Raw genomic sequence first — 18276 nt, forward strand, 5'->3', positions numbered from 1 at the left:
GCACCCGGCCCCGGCCGCCGTCAGGTCGCCGGACGGCCCAGGTCGAGCAACCGCGCCCGGGTGAGCACGCCGACCGGCCGGTCGTGCTCGGTCACGACCACGCGGTCGGCGGTGGAGGTCAGCAGGACGCCCAGCGCGTCGTACGCCGACCCGCCGAGCGGGACCGTGGGCAGCCCGTCCACCGCCGTGGGCAGCGGCTCGACCGCCTCCCGGGTGACCGGGGTGACGGCGAGCCGCCGGATCCCCCGGTCGGCGCCGACGAACTCGCGGACGAACGGCGTGGCCGGCGCGCCCAGGACGGCGGCGGGCGTGTCGTACTGCTCCAGCCGGCCACCCTGGGAGAGCACCGCGATCCGATCGCCCAGCCGGACGGCCTCGTCGAGGTCGTGGGTCACCAGCACGATGGTCTTGCGGACCTCGGCCTGCAACCGCAGGAACTCCTCCTGCAGCCGGGTCCGGACGATCGGGTCGACCGCCGAGAACGGCTCGTCCATGAGCAGCACCACCGGGTCGGCGGCGAGCGCCCGGGCGACGCCCACCCGCTGCCGCTGCCCACCGGACAGCTCGTGCGGGTAGCGGTGGCCGAACTGCGCCGGGTCCAGCCCGACCAGTTCGAGCAGCTCCGTCACCCGCCGGCGACGGCGTTCCCGGGGCCAGCCGAGCAGGTGGGGCACGGTGGCGACGTTCGCGCTCACGGTCTGGTGCGGGAAGAGGCCGACGTTCTGGATGACGTACCCGATCCGGCGGCGCAGCCGCACCGGGTCGACGCGCGTCACGTCCTCCCCGCCGAGCAGGATCCGGCCGCCGGTCGGCTCGATGAGCCGGTTGACCATCCGCAGCACGGTCGACTTGCCGCAGCCCGACGGGCCGATCAGCACCACCAGCTCACCGGCGGCGACGTCCAGGGTCAGCTCCCGGACCGCCTCGGTGCCGTCCGGGTAGCGCTTGCTGATCGCGTCGAGCGTGATCGACGCGGCCCGGGCCCCGGCCTCGGCGCGCCCCGTCGGGGTACCGTCCACACATGTCCTTCCGCCTGAGCTACCGGGCCGACCCGGGTAACCCGTGGTTCTCCTGGCAGTACGTGCGGGACAACTCTGACACGATCCTCGCCGCGCTGCGTGACCACACCTCGTTGACCGCGCGGGCGGTGCTCGTCGCCGTGGTGGTGGCGCTGCCCCTGGCGGTCGCGGCGTACTGGTTCCGTCCGCTGGCCGGTCCCATCCTGGCGGTCACCGGCGTCCTCTACACGGTCCCGTCGCTGGCGCTGTTCGCGTTCCTCGCGCCGTACCTGGGCATCGGTGCGGTGACCGTGCTCGGCGTGGTGGCGCTCTACGCGCTGCTGGTGATCGTGCGCAACGCGCTGGCCGGGCTCGCGCAGGTGCCTCCGGAGGTGCGGGAGGCGGCCGAGGGCATGGGGTACGGCCGCTGGGGGCGGCTGTTCCGGATCGAGCTGCCGCTCGCCCTGCCCGGCATCCTGACCGGGCTGCGGCTGGCGACCGTGTCCACGGTGGCGCTGGTGACCGTGGGCGTGGTGGTCGGGCGCGGTGGGCTGGGCCAGCTCATCTTCGGCGGCTTCCAGAACAACTTCTACAAGGCCCAGATCATGACCGGGACGCTGCTCTGTGTCCTGCTCGCCCTCGTACTCGACCTGCTGCTCGCCGGTGTGGGCCGGCTGCTCACCCCGTGGCTGCGCCGCCGGAGCCCGGCGTGAGCGCCGCGGTGCGCGCGGTCCGGGCGGCCGGTGGCGGCGCTTCCCGGCGGAACACCCACCGGGGTACGGGAGGACGGTGGCGGTGAGCCCGATCGAGGCGGCGGTGGTCTGGCTCAACGACCCGCTGAACTGGACCAACCCGGGCGGCATCCTGGACCGGCTGGGCGAGCACCTGTCGATGTCGGCGGCGGCGGTGGCCCTTGCCTGCCTGATCGCGTGGCCGATCGGGCTCTGGCTCGGGCACACCGGGCGCGGCGGTGGGCTGGTGGTGCTGGTCGCCAACCTGACGCTCGCCGTCCCGACGCTGGCTCTGCTCACCATCCTCCCGCTCACCTTCCTCGGTTTCGGCCGGCCGGCGGTGGTGGTGGCGCTGGCCGTGTTCGCGGTGCCGCCGCTGCTCGCCAACGCGTACACCGGGGTGCGCCAGGCCGACCCGGAGGCCCGGGACGCGGCACGCGGGATGGGTTTCTCCGGCTGGCAGCTGCTGCGTCGGGTCGAACTGCCGCTCGCCGTGCCGTACCTGGCCGCCGGGTTCCGCACCGCGGCCGTGCAGGTGGTGGCGACCGCCGCGCTGGCCTCCTTCGTCAACGGCGGTGGCCTGGGGCAGATCATCCGCGCCGGGTTCGGCCTCGACATCGCCGCGGGCGGCGGCCAGATCCTCGCCGGGGGCCTGCTCGTGGCGGGGCTCGCCATGCTGGTCGAGCTGCTCCTGGCCCTGGTCGAGCGGCTCGTCACCCCCCGTCCGTTGCGCACCGGCCGCCGCCGCGCGAGCCGCCGTGCGGCAGACGCGGTCGCGGGCGGGTGACGGCCGGCACGGCCGGCGTGCGCTCGAATCCGCCGGCTGCCGATCTGCGGGTGACGATCCGGTGACAAAGCCCGGCTGAAGTTGTCGGACCCGCGTGGAGGATGTTGGGTGGAACGCGCGGGCGGCTCGGATCGCCCGTCGGACACGCGGCCGGCCCGGAGGGGGTCGCGCCGGGACACGGAAGGCGGGCACACATGCAGGCACGCACACGGCTGGCGATCGGCGCGGTCGGCGCGCTCACCGTGGCCGGGCTGTTGACCGGTTGCGGGGACGCCGGCTCGTCCGGCACGGAGGCGCCCGAGCAGGCCGCCTCGGGGGCCGGCTGCGCCCCGGTCGCCGGTGACCAGCTTGTCGTCCTCGAGGACGACAAGAAGCTCCAGAACACCGACAACATCATCCCCGCGGTCAACGCCGACGTCGCGACGCCGCAGCTCATCGCCGCGCTGGACAAGGTCTCCGCGGCGCTGGACACGCCGAAGCTGATCCAGCTCAACAAGGTCGTCGACGTCGACCGCAAGACGCCGGCGGTCGCCGCGGGCGAGTTCGCCACCGCCAACAACGTGACCGCCGGCATCGCGAAGGGCCCCGGCGGCCGGGTCGTGGTCGGCGCCGCCAACTTCAGCGAGAGCCAGACCCTCGCCGAGCTCTACAAGATCACGCTGACGGCGGCCGGCTACCAGGTGACGGTGCAGCAGATCGGTAGTCGGGAGCTGTACGAGCCGGCGCTGCGGAAGGGCGAGATCCAGGTCGTTCCGGAGTACGCGGCCACCATGGCGGAGTTCCTCAACACCAAGGCCAACGGGAAGGACGCCCCGCCGGTCTCCTCGCCGGATCTGGACAAGACGGTCGCCGCGTTGAAGGCCGCCGGCGACAAGGTTGGGCTGGTGTTCGGCACGCCGTCGTCCGCGCAGGACCAGAACGCGTTCGCAGTCACCCGCGCCTTCGCCGACAAGTACGCGGTGCGCACCCTCTCCGACCTCGCCGAGAAGTGCTCCGGCCAGGCCACGGTGCTGGCCGGCCCGCCGGAGTGCCCGCAGCGACCCAAGTGCCAGGCCGGGCTGGTGCAGGTCTACAACTTCAAGGCCGGGTCGTTCAGCTCCCTCGACGCCGCCGGCCCGCAGACGAAGAACGCCCTGAAGACCGGGGCCGCCAGCGTCGGCCTCGTCCTCTCCTCCGACGGGGCGCTCGCCGCCGGCTGACCGCCCACCCTCGGCATGACACGGGCCGGCCACCGATCGCCGCGCGGCACCGGTCGCCGGCCTGCCTCACCTGCGAATCTACTAATGGGTAACCAGGTCGGAAGGCGCTTTCGGCCGTTCCCACGTGACGCAACTCTCGGTAGGCTGCACAGCCATGCCCGCCCCGGCCGACACCACGGACACGCGTAATCCGTCGCTGCTGACGGTGCTCTTCTGGGTCGGTGTGGCCCTCGCGCCCGTGGCGGCGTTGATCCTTCTCGTAGCGGACGGTAACGGCCCGCTACGGTTCGCAGCCGTCCTGGCCATCCTGGCCGTGGTGCTGATCGGGCTGTCGATCGCGATGCGGGCCGACGGCGGTGCGGGCAGCGAGGAACTGCGCGAAGAGATCGAGGCGCTGCGGCGGGAGCTGCGCGGGGAGATCGTGGCCACCGCCCAGCGCGGCAACCAGGCCCTCGACCAGGCCCACCGGGCCCAGGAGGCGGTCGGCGCCCTGCGCCGGCGTCTCGACGCCGGCACCGCGGCCCTCGCCGGGTCGGCCGATGCGGGCAGCGCGGGCCGCGCCCGGGTGGGTGCCGTCGACGAGCCGGCCGAGGAGCCGGGCTGGGGTGGCTCCGAGCGCGACGGCGAGTACGCGGGCCGGCGCGCCGACCCGCACCCGCACCACCGCCCGGCGGCGGGCTCGGCCGGCGAATACGCCGGTGACCGGCCGGCCACCGGGTCGGCCGGCGTGTACGGCAGCGATCGAACGGCCCCCGCCGACCGTCCGGGCACCGGTTCGGCCGGCGGGTACGGCGGTGACCGTCCCGAGACGGGCGTCCACGACCGCAGCACCGGTGGCACCTACGGCGGTGAGCGTTCGGGCGGCACGTACGGCGGGGGAGACCGCAGCGCCGGTGGCACCTACGGCGGCGGTGACCGTTCGGGCGGCACGTACGGCGGCGGTGAGCGCAGCGCCGGCGGCACCACCTACGGCGGAGAGCGTTCAGGCACCGGCTACGGCACCGAGCGGGCGGGCTACGGCCCCTGGCCGGCGGACGACGGCCAGCCCGGCCACCGGTCGATGGGCGTGGTGCGGCACACCGAGACGGTGCACGTCACGACCCGGCACACCATCGTGGACGGCGGCGGCCCGGTGCTCGGCGAGACCGGCAACCGGTACGGCGGGTACGCCGGTCGCTGGTCGCCGGGCCCGGAGGAGCGGTCGCGGGCCGGGGACGGTGAGGACCGGTCCTGGTCCGGCCAATCGGACGACCGGTCGTGGTCGGGCCACGACGAGCGCGGCCGGCGCGACGAGCACGGGTGGAGCGAGCACGACGAGCGTGGGTGGGACGAGCGCGACGAGCCCGCCCGACCGGGCCAGCAGTGGGACGATCGCGGCTGGTCGGAGCAGCGCGACGACCGCGGCTGGGGTGGGGAGCAGTCCTGGGACACGTCCGCCGAGGCGTACGGCCGGGGCCGGGCGACCGGGCCGGACGGTGCAGGCGAGGACGGCGAGTACTGGTCGCAGGCCAAGGCCGGGGACCGGTGGGCAGCCGTCCGCGAGGACGACCGGGGACGAGAGCTGCGGATGGGCGAGCGGCGGGCCGAGGTGCTCGCCGACCAGACGGGTACCGAGTTCCGGGTGGCGGACCGGTGGGCGTCGGTCCGCCGGGACGAGCCGGGACGGGACCGTGCGGACGCGTGGCGGGGCTCGTGGGCCGAGCCGGAGGGCCGGGCGGCGCTGCCGGCCGGTGGCGTGCCGGTGCCGGACGAGTGGCGGGTTCCCCGGCAGCGGCAGCCGGAACCTGAACGGGCGCCTGAACCCGGCCGCTACGGTTACCCGCACCAGGACGACGGGCACCGTGCGGGCGGCCCCCGCCCGACGGACCACTGGCGCTGACGGCGGACGAAAGGCGCCCCGGCCCGGCTACTTGTCGATGTCGCCGACCACGAAGAACATCGAGCCGAGGATGGCGATCAGGTCCGGGACCAGGCAGCCGGGCAGCAGCGTGGCCAGCGCCTGCACGTTGGCGTACGAGGCGGTGCGCAGCTTGAGCCGCCACGGCGTCTTCTCACCGCGCGACACCAGGTAGTAGCCGTTGATGCCGAGCGGGTTCTCGGTCCAGGCGTAGGTGTGCCCCTCGGGCGCCTTGAGCACCTTCGGCAGCCGCGTGTTCACCGGGCCGGTGAGCCGGTCCACCCGGTCCAGGCACTGCTCGGCGAGGTCGAGTGACGCGTACACCTGGTCGAGCAGCACCTCGAAGCGGGCGTGGCAGTCACCGGCCGTCTTCGTCACCACCGGCACGTCGAGCTGGTCGTACGCCAGGTACGGCTCGTCGCGCCGCAGGTCCAGGTCGAGCCCGGAGGCCCGCGCGACCGGCCCGGACGCGCCGAACGCGGCGGCGTCCGCCGCGGACAGCACGCCCACACCGACGGTGCGGGCCAGGAAGATCTCGTTGCGCCGGATCAGGTGGTCGATGTCCGGCATCCGTCGCCGTACCTCGCCGACGGCGGCCCGGGCCCGGCCGGTCCAGCCGGCCGGCACCTCCTCCTTGAGCCCGCCGACCCGGTTGTACATGTAGTGGACCCGCCCGCCGGAGACCTCCTCCATCACCGCCTGGAGGGTCTCCCGTTCCCGGAACGCGTAGAACATCGGCGTGATCGCGCCGATCTCCAGCGGGTACGACCCGAGGAACATCAGGTGGTTGAGCACCCGGTTCAGCTCGGCGAGCGCCATCCGCAGCCAAGTGGCCCGCTCCGGCACCTCCATGCCCATCATCCGTTCGACGGCCAGCACCACGCCCAGCTCGTTCGAGAAGGCCGACAGCCAGTCGTGCCGGTTCGCCAGCACGATGATCTGCCGGTAGTCGCGGACCTCGAACAGCTTCTCCGCGCCCCGGTGCATGTACCCGACGATCGCCTCGGCGCTCACCACGCGTTCGCCGTCGAGCACCAGCCGCAGCCGGAGCACTCCGTGCGTCGAGGGGTGCTGCGGCCCGATGTTGAGCACCATGTCGGTGCCGAGCTGCTCCCCGCCGGCGCCGGTGCCGACGGTCAGTTCGCGGAGGTCGGCGTCCGTGGTCATGCCCGTCATCGTGCCACGAGCGGGTCGAGGGTGACGCCGACCGGTTGCAGCAGCCACCAGTGCCCGCCGAGGCCGGCCGGGTCGGTCAGCTCGGCCACCGCCGACGCGGCGGCCAGCGCCCGCACGTACCCCGTGGGGTCGCCGACGGCCAGGCTCAGCGCCGGGCGGGCGCCGTCGGCCCCGAGCGCCCGCAGCGCCTCCCGCTGCGAAACCAGGAAGTACGCACACCGCGCGACCCGCTCACCGGTGGAGGCGACCGAGTCCATGGCGACGTGCGCGGTGACATCACACGACCCGTCGGGCACCGGACGAACCTGCCGCCCACCCCGGTACCCGGTCAGCGTGCCGTCGACGGGCCGCCCGTCCCGCAGGTGCCCGTAGTCCACCGCCACGGCCAGTCCCCGGTCGACGTGGCGCAGCACCTCCCCCCACGCCTCATCCCTGCTCCGGCCGATCTCGGCCCGCCCCCCAACCCCGTTGATCAAGAGGTTTTCGTCCGATCCGAGGTCGCTCGATGCCGAAAACTTTTTGATCAACGGTGCGGGGGTGCGGAGGGGCCACCAGGTGGTCAGCCAGTTGGCGTCTTCAGGGCGCACCGGGTCACCCAGGGTCTCCTCGCCGGTGGTGGGGTCCACCAGGAGGTAGTGCCAACCGTCTGAGGCGGGCACCGCCAGGTCCAGGGGGACGTTGTCGAGCCATTCGGTGGCCAGGAGCACCCCGGTGATCCCGGAGGGCATCTCGTCCACCCACCTGATCCGCGTGGGCAGGTCCGCGGGGCGCGGGGCGAGTTCGACGGCGGTGAACCGTACCCGCTGGGCCAGCGGAACCGGCGCGGAAACCTCGGCCGTGACCGACGCCGCGAGGGAACGCACGAGTTCACCGCGGCCCGCCCCGACGTCGACGACGTCGAGCACCGGGGGATGACCGAGGGCCGCGTCGACCTGGTTGATCAGGCGCAGCAGGGCCGAGGCGAACGTCGGCGAGGCGTGCACGCTGGTGCGGAAGTGGTCGGCCGGGCCGGAGCCGGAGACGAAGAAGCCGCCCGGGCCGTAGAGCGCCCGGTCCATCGCGTCCCGCCAGCGGATCGACATCAGTTCATCCCTCGTTCAGGGGCCGTCACCGTCCCGACCCTACGGTCAGCCGGTATGAGACGACTGGTGATCCCCGCCCTGGCGGTCGTACCCCTCCTGTTGGCCGGCGTCCCGGCCGGCGCCGCGCCGGCCGACGGGCCCCGGCCGGTGCGGGCGGTGATCGAGACCCCCTCGCTCTTCGACGACGCGGCCGGCGGTGACGCGGACGCCGACGACCCGGCGATCTGGGTGCACCCGACCGACCGCGCCGGCAGCCTGGTCGTGGCGACCGCGAAGAACGGCGGCCTGCGCGTGTACGACCTGCGGGCGCGGGAGCGGCAGTCGATCCCGACCCCGCCGGCCCCCGGCCCGGAGGACGAGGCGGGCCGGTTCAACAACGTGGACCTGGTGCCCGGCTTCCGGCTCGGTCGCCGCGCGGTCGACCTGGCGGTGGTGACCGATCGGGGGCGTGACCAGCTGCGGTTCTACCGGATCGACCCGGCGACCCGGCGGCTGGTCGACGTCACCGCACCGGATGTGCCGTACGCCTTCAGTCGCGACCAGGCCGAGGTCAACACCCAGCGGACCGCGTACGGGCTGGGCACGTTCACCGACCGGGACGGCGGCGTGTACGCGGTGGTGAGCCGGCGCAGCACCCCGGAGGTGGGGGTGTTCCGGCTGGTGGAACGGGCCGGGCGGGTCACCTACCGGCCGGTGGACCGGATGACGCTGCCGTCGACGTTCACCCTCCCGGACGGCAGTTCCTGGTCGCCGTGCACCGATCCGGGTGACGGCCCCCAGGTGGAGGGGACGGTGGTCGACCCGGCCACCGGCGTGGTGTACCTGGCCCAGGAGAAGGTCGGCCTGTGGCGGACCCGGCTGGTCGGCGGCCGGTTCGCCGGCCCGGTCGTGCCGGTCGAGCGGGTCCGCGAGTTCGGGGTCCCGGCGAGCTACGACCCGGAGGAGGAGGACTGCGTCACCGACCGCGCGGCCGACCCGGGCTTCGGCGGCCGGATCGCCCAGGACGTGGAGGGGCTGACGATCTACCCGACGGGCCGCCGCACCGGCACCCTGGTGGTGTCCAGCCAGGGCGACGACACCTTCTACACGTACGACCGGCGTACCAACCGCCCGACGGGCCACTTCGCCGTGGTCGACGGCCGGGTGGACGGCGCGCAGGAGTGCGACGGCGCCGCGGCCGTCGCGACGCCGCTGCCCGGCTTCCCGGGCGGCCTGCTGGTCGTGCACGACGGGCGGAACATCCCGGAGACGCCGGGTCAGGACGGCGAGGCCCGAGCCGACACCAACTTCAAGTTCCTGGACGCCGGCTTCCTGAGGTGAGAGCAGGGGCCCCGTGCCGGCCGCCGGGCGCGGTGCGGGGCCCAGGGCCTGTGTCATGGTCCCTGGCACCACCGGTGAACGTTTTCACACAGTCTTGTTTCAGCTCCGTCGCTGCGGCGCATACTTGCGGTCGACCGGTACCCCTTCTCGAGGACTGGATCGTCACGATGAGCGCTCCGCTGCGCCCGCGTCCCGCCGCACGGCCGGTCGACGCGCCCGCTCCCCGTTTCCTGACCGTCGGTGTCATCGGCGCCGGCCGGGTCGGTGCCGTCCTGGGAGCCGCCCTCGCCGCCGCCGGCCACCGGGTGGTGGCCGCCGCCGCGGTGTCCGGCGCGTCCCGCGCCCGGCTGGCGCTGCTGCTCCCCTCGATCCCGCGCCGCTCGGCCACCTCGGTGGCCCGGGCCGCCACCGACCTCCTGCTGCTCGCGGTGCCGGACGACGCGCTCGCCGGCGTGGTCGCCGGGCTCGCCCGCAGTGGCGCGCTGCGCCCCGGCCAGGTGGTCGCGCACACCTCCGGCGCGCACGGGCTGGCCGTGCTGGCCCCGGCCGCCGAGGTTGGCGCCCGCCCGCTGGCCCTGCACCCCGCGATGACCTTCACCGGTACGCCGGACGACCTGACCCGCCTGGCCGGCATCTCGTACGGGGTGACCGCCCCGGCGGAGCTGCGCCCGCTCGCCGCCCGGCTGGTCGCCGACCTCGGCGGGGTACCGGAGTGGATCGGCGAGGCGGACCGGCCGCTCTACCACGCGGCGCTGGCGCACGGCGCCAACCATCTGGTGACCCTCGTCAACGAGGCGGCCGACCGGCTGCGCGACGCCGGTGTGGGGCAGCCCGAGAAGGTGCTCGCCCCGCTGCTGCGAGCGGCCCTGGAGAACGCGCTGCGCCTCGGCGACGACGCGCTGACCGGCCCGGTCTCCCGGGGCGACGCCGGCACGGTCGAGCGGCACCTGGCCCGGCTCGCGGCGACCGCGCCGGAATCCGTGGCCCCCTATCTGGCGTTGGCACGACGGACCGCGGACCGGGCGATCGCGGCGGGACGGCTGCGCCCGGTGGACGCGGAGCCGCTGCTGGACGTGCTGAGTGGGAGGGACCGGGAGGTGGCCGCGTGACCGTGCTGGTGCACACCCGCGCCGAACTGGCGGCGGCGCGTGCCGGGCTCGAGGGCACCGTCGGCGTCGTCATGACCATGGGTGCCCTGCACTCCGGGCACGAGACGCTGCTGCGGGCCGCCCGCGAGCGGGCCGACAGCGTGATCGTCACGATCTTCGTGAACCCGCTCCAGTTCGGCCCGAACGAGGACTTCGACCGGTACCCGCGGACGCTCGACGCGGACCTGGAGATCTGCCGCCGGGCCGGCGCGGACGTGGTCTTCGCGCCCGCCGTTGCGGACATGTACCCGGAGGGCCAGCCCCGGGTCCGGGTCAACCCGGGCCAGCTCGGCGAGGAGTTGGAGGGGCAGAGCCGGCCCGGCTTCTTCCACGGGGTGCTCACCGTGGTGCTGAAGCTGCTCCAGCTCACCCGCCCGGACCTGGCCTTCTTCGGCGAGAAGGACTACCAGCAGCTGACGCTGGTCCGCCGGATGGTCCGCGACCTGGACGTGCCCGTCGAGATCGTCGGGGTGCCGACGGTCCGGGAAGCGGACGGGCTGGCGTTGTCCAGCCGCAACCGCTACCTGTCGCCGGCCGAGCGCGGGGCCGCGTCGAGCCTGTCGGCGGCGCTGCGCGCGGGGGCCGAGGCCGCCGACGCGGGCGCGGACGCGGGGGCGGTCCTGGCCGCCGCGCACGCCGCCTTCGGCTCGGGTACGCCGGGCGCGCAGCTGGACTACCTGGTGCTCACCGACCCGGATCTGGAGCCGGGGCCGGTGGCCGGTCCGGCGCGGCTGCTCGTCGCCGCCTGGGTCGGCACCACCCGCCTGATCGACAACGCGCCCGTCCACCTCGCCGCGCCCTCCTGACCCCACCACATCTCGAAAGGTCGCTCCGATGCTGCGCACCATGCTCAAGTCGAAGATCCACCGGGCCACGGTGACCCAGGCCGACCTGCACTACGTCGGGTCGGTGACGGTGGACCAGGACCTGCTCGACGCGGCCGACCTGCTGCCCGGCGAGCAGGTGGCGATCGTGGACATCACCAACGGCGCCCGGCTGGAGACGTACGTGATCCCGGGTGAGCGGGGCAGCGGCGTGATCGGCATCAATGGCGCCGCGGCCCACCTGGTGCACCCGGGTGACCTGGTCATCCTCATCTCGTACGGGCAGATGGACGACGCCGAGGCCCGCACCTACCAGCCTCGCGTCGTACACGTGGACGCCGACAACCGGATCGTCGACCTGAACACCGATCCGACGACGGCCGCCCCTGGAACGGCCGGCGACCCGATGCCGAACCCCCTGGCCGCTGCCACCGTCTCCTGACCCGCGTCCGTTCCCCGCGATCTCGCAGGCTCGGTCCCCTTACGGGGCTTTGTGGCCGCTTTGTCCGGGCGCCAGCCGCAGGATCGCGGGGTTCGGGGCGCACACGCCGTCTGTCACCGGAGCGTCATTCACGGTTACTCTGGTCGGACCGTCCCGTTGGGGCGTCGGCTGGGGAGGCGGCGTGGGGCACCGGGTGGGGCGCGGCGTAGTCGCGGCTCTTGCCGTGGGAGCGCTGCTGGGTGGCTGCGCGGATCCCGGTGACGGTGACCTGACCGACGACTGGCGGGCGCTCCCGGCGGCCGGTCCCTTCACGCCGGAGAGCGGGGTCTGCCACGCCGACGTCGCCGACGTGGTGACGCTGGCGGCGTACGACCCGGTCGACTGCTCGGCGCCACACCGCGTCGAGGCCGTGCACGTCGGAGCGTTCCCCGCCGGCCAGAGCGCCCCGCCGACCGGCGGCTCGACCGACGTCCGGGGCGTGTTCGCCGACTGCGACACCCGCGCCACGGCGTACGTGGGCGACGACTGGCGTGCCGGCCGGCTGCGGCTGTCCGTGGCGGTGCCGTCGGCCGCCGGCTGGACGTCCGGCTCCCGCTGGTACCGGTGCGACCTGGCCGAGGTGACCACGACCGAGGCCGCCGCCACCGTGGTCACCCGCACCGGCAGTCTCCGCGGCGCGCTGGCCGCCCCGTCGCCGGTGCGGCTCGGCTGCCAGCAGAGCCGGCGGGACCGCGGCGGGGGTGTCGAGACGTTGCTCCCGGTGGAGTGCGGCACCCGCCATGACGCCGAGTTCGTGGGGGTGTGGCAGGCACCGGACCGGCCGTACCCGGCACGGGACGCCGACTGGGCGCCCCTCTACGCGGGTTGCCGCAGCACGATCGCCCGGTACGTGGGCGTACCCGACGACCTGACGCTGCGGTTCCGCGCCGACGTGGTGGTCCGCCCGCCCGGGGCGGGCCGGTGGCGGGTCGGTGACCGGGGAGTGCGGTGCTACCTGTGGCTCAGCGACCGCGCGGTGACCGGCTCGCTCAAGGGCGCCGGCCCGAGCGGGTTGCCGGTCCGGACACGGTGAGGCGGGGCGTCCGGCGCGCACCGACCGCCCCGGGCACGGCGTAGCCCAAACCACTCGTCCCGCCCCCGCCGCCCCGGGTGAGGCACCTTCGGGTTGACTGGGGGCATGGAGCTACCGACCGTCGACCTGCCGGCCCTGCCCCGCCTGCTGGCCGCCCCCGCGCCCGGCTGGGTGGAGACGACCGACGTGGTCGTCGTCGGCTCCGGCGTCGCCGGGCTGACCGCCGCGCTGCACCTGCGGGAGGCCGGCCTGCACGTCACGGTGGTCACCAAGGTCGACATCGAGGAGGGCTCCACGCGCTGGGCGCAGGGCGGCATCGCGGCGGTGCTCGATCCCCACGACACCCCGGCGGCGCACGCCTCGGACACCGAGATAGCCGGCGTCGGGCTCTGTGACCCGGCGGCGGTCCGCGTCCTGGTCGAGGAGGGGCCGACCCGCCTCCGGGAGCTCATCCGGATCGGCGCCGAGTTCGACCGCAACCCGGACGGCTCGCTGATGCTGACCCGCGAGGGCGGGCACCGGGCGGACCGCATCGTGCACGCCGGCGGCGACGCCACCGGGGCCGAGGTGCAGCGGGCGCTGCACGCCGCCGTCCGCCGGGACCCGTGGATCCGGCTGGTCGAGCACGCCCTGGTACTGGACCTGCTCCGGGCTCCCGGTGACGGCCCGGACGGGCTCGGCCCGGCCTGCGGCGTCACGCTGCACGTGCTCGGCGAGGGCAGCGAGGACGGCGTCGGCGCGATCCTGGCCCGCGCCGTGGTGCTCGCCACCGGCGGGATGGGGCAGATCTTCGCGGCCACCACCAACCCGGCGGTCTCCACCGGCGACGGGGTGGCGCTCGCGCTGCGGGCCGGCGCCGCCGTCACCGACGTGGAGTTCGTCCAGTTCCACCCCACCGCGCTCATCGTCCCGGAGCACGCCCGTACGCCCGGCGCCGGGCACGCCCAGCAGCCGCTGGTCTCCGAGGCGCTGCGCGGCGAGGGCGCGTACCTGGTGGACGGCGACGGCAAGCGGTTCATGGTCGGGCAGCACGAGCTGGCCGAGCTGGCTCCCCGGGACGTGGTCGCCAAGGGCATCCATCGGGTGCTGCTCGCCACCGGCGCGGACCACGTCTTCCTCGACGCCCGGCACCTCGGCGGTGAGTTCCTCGCCCGGCGGTTCCCCACGATCGTGGCCTCCTGCCGGGCCATCGGCGTCGACCCGGCGACCGACCTGATCCCGGTCGCCCCCGCCGCCCACTACGCGTCCGGCGGCGTCCGCACCGACCTGCACGGCCGCACCTCGATCCCCGGCCTGTACGCCTGCGGCGAGGTCGCCTGCACGGGCGTGCACGGCGCGAACCGCCTGGCCAGCAACTCCCTGCTGGAGGGCCTGGTGTTCTCCCGGCGGATCGCCGACGACCTGGCGACCGGCCTGCCGGAGCAGGCGAAGCCGGCGGGCACCGGTGCCTGGACCGGCGGTGCGGGGTGGGTGCTGCCCGCCACCGGCACGCCGGCCCTGCAACGGGCGATGACCCGGGGCGCCGGGGTGCTGCGGTCCGCCGCGACGCTGGCCGACACGGCCGCCACGGTGGGCGCTCTGGGCGACGGCCGGGGTACGCCGCGCACCCCGGACTGGGAGGCCACCAACCTGCTCACCGTGGCGTCGACGCTGGTGGCCGCCGCGTACGCCCGCGAGGAGACCCGGGGCTGCCACTGGCGGGAGGACTTCCCGGTCGCCGACGAGCGGTGGCGCGGCCACCTGGTCGGCTCGATCGGGGCGCAGGGCCGGCTGACGCGGGAGTGGCAGGAGGCACCGTGAGCGCGAGGAGTGAGCCGGTCTTGCGAGCCCCGCAGTCGCGAACGAAGGAGGCACCGTGAGCGCGAGGAGTGACCCGGTCCCGCGAGCCCCGCGGTCGCGAACGAAGGAGGCACGATGACCGAGGAGACCGAGCGCGCGTTGCGCGACGCCGGCCTGGACCTGGAGCGGGTACGCCGGGTGGTGACCGACGCGCTCGTCGAGGACCTGGGCCCGGACTTCCTCGACGTCACCAGCGTCGCCACCATTCCCGACACCCAGACCGACACGGCCGACGTGGTGGCCCGCGCCGACGGGGTGGTGGCCGGTCTGCCGGTGGCCGCCGCCGTGTTCGAGCTGGTCGGCGAGGTGACCGGGGCCGAGCGTACGGTGCGGGTGTCCCTGGTGGCCCACGACGGGCAGCGGGTGGCCCGCGGCGACGTGCTGGCGACGGTGACCGGCCCGACCCGGCTGCTGCTCACCGCCGAGCGCACCGCGCTCAACCTGCTCTCCCGGATGTCCGGGGTGGCCACCCACACCCGCGCCTGGGCGGACGCGGTGGCGGGCACGAAGGCGATGGTGCTCGACACCCGCAAGACGACGCCGGGGCTGCGGGTGCTGGAGAAGTACGCGGTCCGCGCCGGCGGTGGCACCAACAAGCGGATGGGCCTGCACGACGTCGCGATGGTCAAGGACAACCACAAGCTGGCGGCGGGCGGGGTCGCGGCGGCGTTCCGGCGGGTCCGCGAGGCGTTCCCGGACGTGCCGGTGCAGGTGGAGGTCGACACGGTCGCCGAGGCGATCCAGGCGGTGGAGGCCGGGGCGGACTTCCTGCTGCTCGACAACATGCGACCGGAGATGCTGCGCGAGGTGGTGTGCGCGGTCGGGAACCGGGCCCAGCTGGAGGCGACCGGCGGGCTGACCCTGGGCGTGGCGGCCGAGTACGCGGCCACCGGCGTGGACTTCCTGTCGGTGGGCGCGCTCACCCACTCCTCGCCCATCCTGGACATCGCCCTGGACCTGCGGACGGAGTGACCGTCACGCGGCGCGGGTCAGCCGCGGGTCCACCAAGTTGAAGATCACCCGGTTCTCGGTGTCGTGCCGGCCGTCGAGGCCGTACTTGGCGCGGAACAGCTCGACCACCCGGCGGTACACCTCGGGGGCCAGTTCGTCGGCCTCCCCGAGGTCGAACACCTCACCGGCGGCCTCGGGCCGGTCCAGCACGACGGTCAGCCCGCCCAGGCCGTGGCGGGCGACGTTGCGGACCAGGTCCCGCCCGGCGATGTACCAGTCGCCGTCGACCCGGACGTAGAGCGCCTCGCACGTCTCCAACTCCCGCCCGGCCTGGCGCAGGCAAAGCCGCAGCGTCAGGCAGGACTCGAGATCCTGGACCGGGGCGGTCTCCCACAGCTCGGTGAACCGGTCGGCCACGAACTCCCCGAGTGGCGTGGAGACGTACGCCTCGATCTGCTGGGTGTCGAAGGTGCTGCCCCGGACCGGGAAGAACGAGATGAACGCCTTGCCGTCCCAGCGGTACATCTGCACCGACGGCGCGGCGTTGTAGACCCGTACCTGCAGGCGCGCCCGACTGGACTCCGGCAGGTCCTCCCGCAGCCGGGCCAGGTGCCAGATGTTGTTGAGGATCGCCACCGAGGCGTCGCGCCGGCGCAGCTCCGCCCCCCGCAGCCGGACCGCCGGCGAGTCCGGGTCGAGCAGCAGCATCCGTACGGTGGCGCCGTTGGCGAGGGCGCACCGCAGCGCGTGGGAGAACCGGGCCGCGTACGGGCCCTCCAGCATGCTGGTCCACGTCTCCAGGATCGCCACCGTCTCCCGGGACTGGGCCACCCGCTCGATCAGGGCGTCCCGGTCGAGGCGGGGGTGCTCGATGATGCTGGCGGTCTGGAGTTCCCGGAAGAGCGGGTTCAGCACCACGTACGTCAGCAGGGTCATGATCAGTGCGGCGCCGACGTTCAGGTAGAGGTCGCCCCGGAAGGTCTGCCCGGACCGCCAGGCCTGGACGATCATCCAGAGTGCCCCGCCGGCCAGGGCGGCGAGGACGAGCACGTGCCGGCGGCGCCGGTGCAACGCGTTGCGCCCGCGGATCCACCACATCCCCGACATGTCCGCTCCCCGTCCGGCGCACCGTGGATAGACCGATGTTCATGTCGCGATGTGGACCAGGATACGGTTCACCGGCCGCTGCGCGCTCTGCCGATATCGGCGTTGTCTAGGCTGCGAGCGTGCTGCTCTGCATCGACATCGGAAACACCAACACCGTGCTGGCGACGTTCGACGGTGACAAGCTGGTGCATTCGTGGCGGATCAAGACCGATGCGCGGTCGACGGCCGACGAGTTGGGCCTGATGTTCCGTGGCCTGCTGGCCGGCGACGCCGTCGAGATCACCGGGGTGGCCGCCTGTTCGACCGTGCCCGCCGCACTGCGCTCGCTGCGGACGATGCTCGACCGCTACTACGCCGACCTGCCGCACGTGATCGTCGAGCCGGGGGTGCGCACAGGCGTGCAGCTCGCCATCGACAACCCCAAGGAGGTGGGTGCCGACCGGGTGGTCAACACCCTGGCCGCCCACACCCTCTACGGCGGGCCGTCGATCGTCGTGGACTTCGGCACCACCACCAACTTCGACGTGGTCAGCGCCCGGGGGGAGTTCCTGGGCGGCGCGTTCGCGCCCGGCATCGAGATCTCCTTCGACGCCCTCGCCGCCCGCGCCGCGCAGCTGCGAAAGGTCGAGGCGACCCGGCCGCGCTCGGTGATCGGGAAGAACACGGTCGAGTGCCTCCAGGCCGGCCTCTACTTCGGCTTCGCCGGACAGGTGGACCGGATCGTCGAGCGGATGAGCGAGGAGCTGGGCGAGGTGAAGGCGGTGATCGCCACGGGCGGCCTGGCCTCGCTGGTGATCAACGAGTGCCGGACGATCACCCACCACGAGCCGATGATCACCCTGATCGGCCTGCGAATGGTCTACGACCGCAACGTCTGAGGTGCAAGGAAGGGCCCCTGGTTAACGCCTGCGGTAGAGAAGGGGCCCCTTCTCACACCTGCGGGCTCAGCGCCGTCGCGCGCGGAAGACCAGCGTCCGGTAGGGCAACACGATCGTCTCGCGCCCGGCCAGTTCCGGATGGGTGTCGAGGAGAGCGCGCAGCTCCCGGTCGATCTGGCGGCGCCGTTCCGGCGTGGCCGTGAGGTGGTACGAGCGCGTGCCCACCATGCCGAGCAGGTCCTCTGGCGTCAGCTCGGTGACGTGGGTGAACTCGGCCCACTCCGGCCGGTCGAGGTCGGGTCCGAAGTCGGTGACGTCACCGAGCAGGCGGTCCACCGTCCCACCGATCTCGGCGATGCGGTTCATGTCGTTCACCCACCCGACCCGGTCGTCCCGGAGGTTCCACACCGGGGCGAAGACCCCGCCCGGCCGCAGCACCCGGGCGATCTCCGAGTGCGCCCGCTCCCGGTCGAACCAGTGGTACGCCTGCCCGACCAGCACCGCGTCGGCGTACCCGTCGGGGAGCGGGACTGACTCCGCGCTGCCGGCCAGCGCCGGCGCGCCCGGCGTGGTCGCCGCGAACTGCGCCCGCATCCCCGGGTCGGGTTCGACGGCGGTCACCTCGTGGCCGAGGGCGAGCAGGCCGCGGGCGAGGATGCCGGTGCCGGCGCCCAGGTCGACCGTCCGGGCGGGCGCAGCGAGGCCGTCCAGCGCCCAGCGCAGTGCGGCCTGCGGATAGCGGGGCCGGTACCGGTCGTATTCGGCGGCTGCGGCGCCGAACGAGAGCGCCTGAGTGGGGTCGGTCATGGCGGGCAGGTTATCCCG

General features: G+C 74.2%; 17 protein-coding genes. 12 read left to right on the forward strand and 5 right to left on the reverse strand.

The genetic code is table 11. From position 1 onward, the window contains the following. Positions 1-20 precede the first annotated feature (20 nt). On the reverse strand, positions 21-1019 hold the full coding sequence (locus tag ACN26Y_RS09355) for an ABC transporter ATP-binding protein (RefSeq protein WP_155329911.1): 999 nt from the start codon (positions 1017-1019) through the stop codon (positions 21-23). Positions 1020-1021: 2 nt separating this feature from the next. On the opposite strand from ACN26Y_RS09355, the gene ACN26Y_RS09360 reads away from it, so the two are divergent. The 4 genes from ACN26Y_RS09360 (at position 1022) to ACN26Y_RS09375 (ending at position 5594) form a co-directional block, all read left to right on the forward strand. Beyond that, a complete protein-coding gene (locus ACN26Y_RS09360; RefSeq protein WP_155329912.1) occupies positions 1022-1711 on the forward strand; it encodes an ABC transporter permease in 690 nt (229 codons plus the stop codon). Positions 1712-1793: 82 nt separating this feature from the next. Next, a complete protein-coding gene (locus tag ACN26Y_RS09365; protein WP_155329913.1) occupies positions 1794-2516 on the forward strand; it encodes an ABC transporter permease in 723 nt (240 codons plus the stop codon). Positions 2517-2710: 194 nt separating this feature from the next. Next, a complete protein-coding gene (locus ACN26Y_RS09370; RefSeq protein ID WP_155329914.1) occupies positions 2711-3715 on the forward strand; it encodes a glycine betaine ABC transporter substrate-binding protein in 1005 nt (334 codons plus the stop codon). A gap of 154 nt (positions 3716-3869) precedes the next feature. Next, positions 3870-5594, forward strand: coding sequence for a hypothetical protein (locus ACN26Y_RS09375; RefSeq protein WP_422734614.1), 1725 nt, complete (start codon positions 3870-3872; stop codon positions 5592-5594). A gap of 27 nt (positions 5595-5621) precedes the next feature. Here ACN26Y_RS09375 and ACN26Y_RS09380 read toward each other — a convergent pair whose 3' ends face one another. Together ACN26Y_RS09380 and ACN26Y_RS09385 are read right to left on the reverse strand one after the other, a co-directional pair. Continuing rightward, positions 5622-6788, reverse strand: a complete 1167-nt coding sequence (locus ACN26Y_RS09380) for an NADH-quinone oxidoreductase subunit D (protein ID WP_196255824.1) — start codon at positions 6786-6788, stop codon at positions 5622-5624. Continuing rightward, entirely contained in the window at positions 6785-7870 is a 1086-nt protein-coding gene (locus ACN26Y_RS09385; RefSeq protein ID WP_155329916.1) for an SAM-dependent methyltransferase, read from the reverse strand. The genes ACN26Y_RS09380 and ACN26Y_RS09385 overlap by 4 nt, the downstream gene beginning before the upstream one ends. Positions 7871-7924: 54 nt before the next feature. Here ACN26Y_RS09385 and ACN26Y_RS09390 point away from each other — a divergent pair, with 54 nt between their 5' ends. The 7 genes from ACN26Y_RS09390 to nadC all read left to right on the forward strand — a co-directional run bounded on the left by ACN26Y_RS09390 (position 7925) and on the right by nadC (position 15487). Next, positions 7925-9190 (forward strand): phytase, encoded by a 1266-nt coding sequence (locus ACN26Y_RS09390; protein ID WP_155329917.1) that lies wholly within the window; start codon positions 7925-7927, stop codon positions 9188-9190. 167 nt (positions 9191-9357) lie between these two features. Continuing rightward, positions 9358-10299 (forward strand): Rossmann-like and DUF2520 domain-containing protein, encoded by a 942-nt coding sequence (locus ACN26Y_RS09395; RefSeq protein ID WP_155329918.1) that lies wholly within the window; start codon positions 9358-9360, stop codon positions 10297-10299. Further along, complete coding sequence (gene panC, locus ACN26Y_RS09400) at positions 10296-11144, forward strand: pantoate--beta-alanine ligase (protein WP_155329919.1); 849 nt, start codon at positions 10296-10298, stop codon at positions 11142-11144. The genes ACN26Y_RS09395 and panC overlap by 4 nt, the downstream gene beginning before the upstream one ends. Positions 11145-11172: 28 nt before the next feature. Beyond that, positions 11173-11604, forward strand: coding sequence for an aspartate 1-decarboxylase (panD, locus tag ACN26Y_RS09405; protein ID WP_155329920.1), 432 nt, complete (start codon positions 11173-11175; stop codon positions 11602-11604). A 181-nt stretch (positions 11605-11785) separates the two neighbouring features. Beyond that, positions 11786-12676, forward strand: a complete 891-nt coding sequence (locus ACN26Y_RS09410) for a septum formation family protein (protein ID WP_422734615.1) — start codon at positions 11786-11788, stop codon at positions 12674-12676. 105 nt (positions 12677-12781) lie between these two features. Next, positions 12782-14476: an L-aspartate oxidase gene (locus ACN26Y_RS09415; protein WP_422734616.1), complete on the forward strand. Its 1695-nt coding sequence runs from the start codon at positions 12782-12784 to the stop codon at positions 14474-14476. Positions 14477-14590: 114 nt separating this feature from the next. Next, positions 14591-15487, forward strand: a complete 897-nt coding sequence (nadC, locus tag ACN26Y_RS09420; RefSeq protein WP_155329923.1) for a carboxylating nicotinate-nucleotide diphosphorylase — start codon at positions 14591-14593, stop codon at positions 15485-15487. 3 nt (positions 15488-15490) lie between these two features. Here the strand turns inward: nadC and ACN26Y_RS09425 are convergent, their stop codons facing one another. Beyond that, positions 15491-16573, reverse strand: coding sequence for a DUF5919 domain-containing protein (locus ACN26Y_RS09425; protein ID WP_155329924.1), 1083 nt, complete (start codon positions 16571-16573; stop codon positions 15491-15493). Between the two features lie 119 nt (positions 16574-16692). Between ACN26Y_RS09425 and ACN26Y_RS09430 the strand changes: the two genes are divergently transcribed. Beyond that, positions 16693-17451 carry a type III pantothenate kinase gene (locus tag ACN26Y_RS09430; protein WP_422734617.1) on the forward strand — a complete coding sequence of 253 codons (759 nt, stop codon included), beginning with the start codon at positions 16693-16695 and terminating at the stop codon, positions 17449-17451. A 66-nt stretch (positions 17452-17517) separates the two neighbouring features. Here ACN26Y_RS09430 and ACN26Y_RS09435 read toward each other — a convergent pair whose 3' ends face one another. Next, positions 17518-18258 (reverse strand): class I SAM-dependent methyltransferase, encoded by a 741-nt coding sequence (locus ACN26Y_RS09435; protein WP_422734618.1) that lies wholly within the window; start codon positions 18256-18258, stop codon positions 17518-17520. Positions 18259-18276: the final 18 nt, after the last annotated feature.

The sequence above is a fragment of the Micromonospora sp. WMMD558 genome (genome assembly GCF_049315255.1).
Taxonomy (GTDB): Bacteria; Actinomycetota; Actinomycetes; order Mycobacteriales; family Micromonosporaceae; genus Micromonospora.

What these genes read in the sequence shown, in the direction of transcription:
- nadC (WP_155329923.1), top strand. Translation starts at nt 14,591, where the DNA reads ATGACCGAGGAGACCGAGCGCGCGTTGCGCGACGCCGGCCTGGACCTG.
- ACN26Y_RS09435 (WP_422734618.1), bottom strand. Translation starts at nt 18,258, where the DNA reads ATGACCGACCCCACTCAGGCGCTCTCGTTCGGCGCCGCAGCCGCCGAA.
- ACN26Y_RS09395 (WP_155329918.1), top strand. Translation starts at nt 9,358, where the DNA reads ATGAGCGCTCCGCTGCGCCCGCGTCCCGCCGCACGGCCGGTCGACGCG.
- ACN26Y_RS09370 (WP_155329914.1), top strand. Translation starts at nt 2,711, where the DNA reads ATGCAGGCACGCACACGGCTGGCGATCGGCGCGGTCGGCGCGCTCACC.
- ACN26Y_RS09425 (WP_155329924.1), bottom strand. Translation starts at nt 16,573, where the DNA reads ATGTCGGGGATGTGGTGGATCCGCGGGCGCAACGCGTTGCACCGGCGC.
- ACN26Y_RS09385 (WP_155329916.1), bottom strand. Translation starts at nt 7,870, where the DNA reads ATGTCGATCCGCTGGCGGGACGCGATGGACCGGGCGCTCTACGGCCCG.
- panD (WP_155329920.1), top strand. Translation starts at nt 11,173, where the DNA reads ATGCTGCGCACCATGCTCAAGTCGAAGATCCACCGGGCCACGGTGACC.
- ACN26Y_RS09360 (WP_155329912.1), top strand. Translation starts at nt 1,022, where the DNA reads ATGTCCTTCCGCCTGAGCTACCGGGCCGACCCGGGTAACCCGTGGTTC.
- ACN26Y_RS09415 (WP_422734616.1), top strand. Translation starts at nt 12,782, where the DNA reads ATGGAGCTACCGACCGTCGACCTGCCGGCCCTGCCCCGCCTGCTGGCC.
- ACN26Y_RS09380 (WP_196255824.1), bottom strand. Translation starts at nt 6,788, where the DNA reads ATGACGGGCATGACCACGGACGCCGACCTCCGCGAACTGACCGTCGGC.
- ACN26Y_RS09375 (WP_422734614.1), top strand. Translation starts at nt 3,870, where the DNA reads ATGCCCGCCCCGGCCGACACCACGGACACGCGTAATCCGTCGCTGCTG.
- ACN26Y_RS09390 (WP_155329917.1), top strand. Translation starts at nt 7,925, where the DNA reads ATGAGACGACTGGTGATCCCCGCCCTGGCGGTCGTACCCCTCCTGTTG.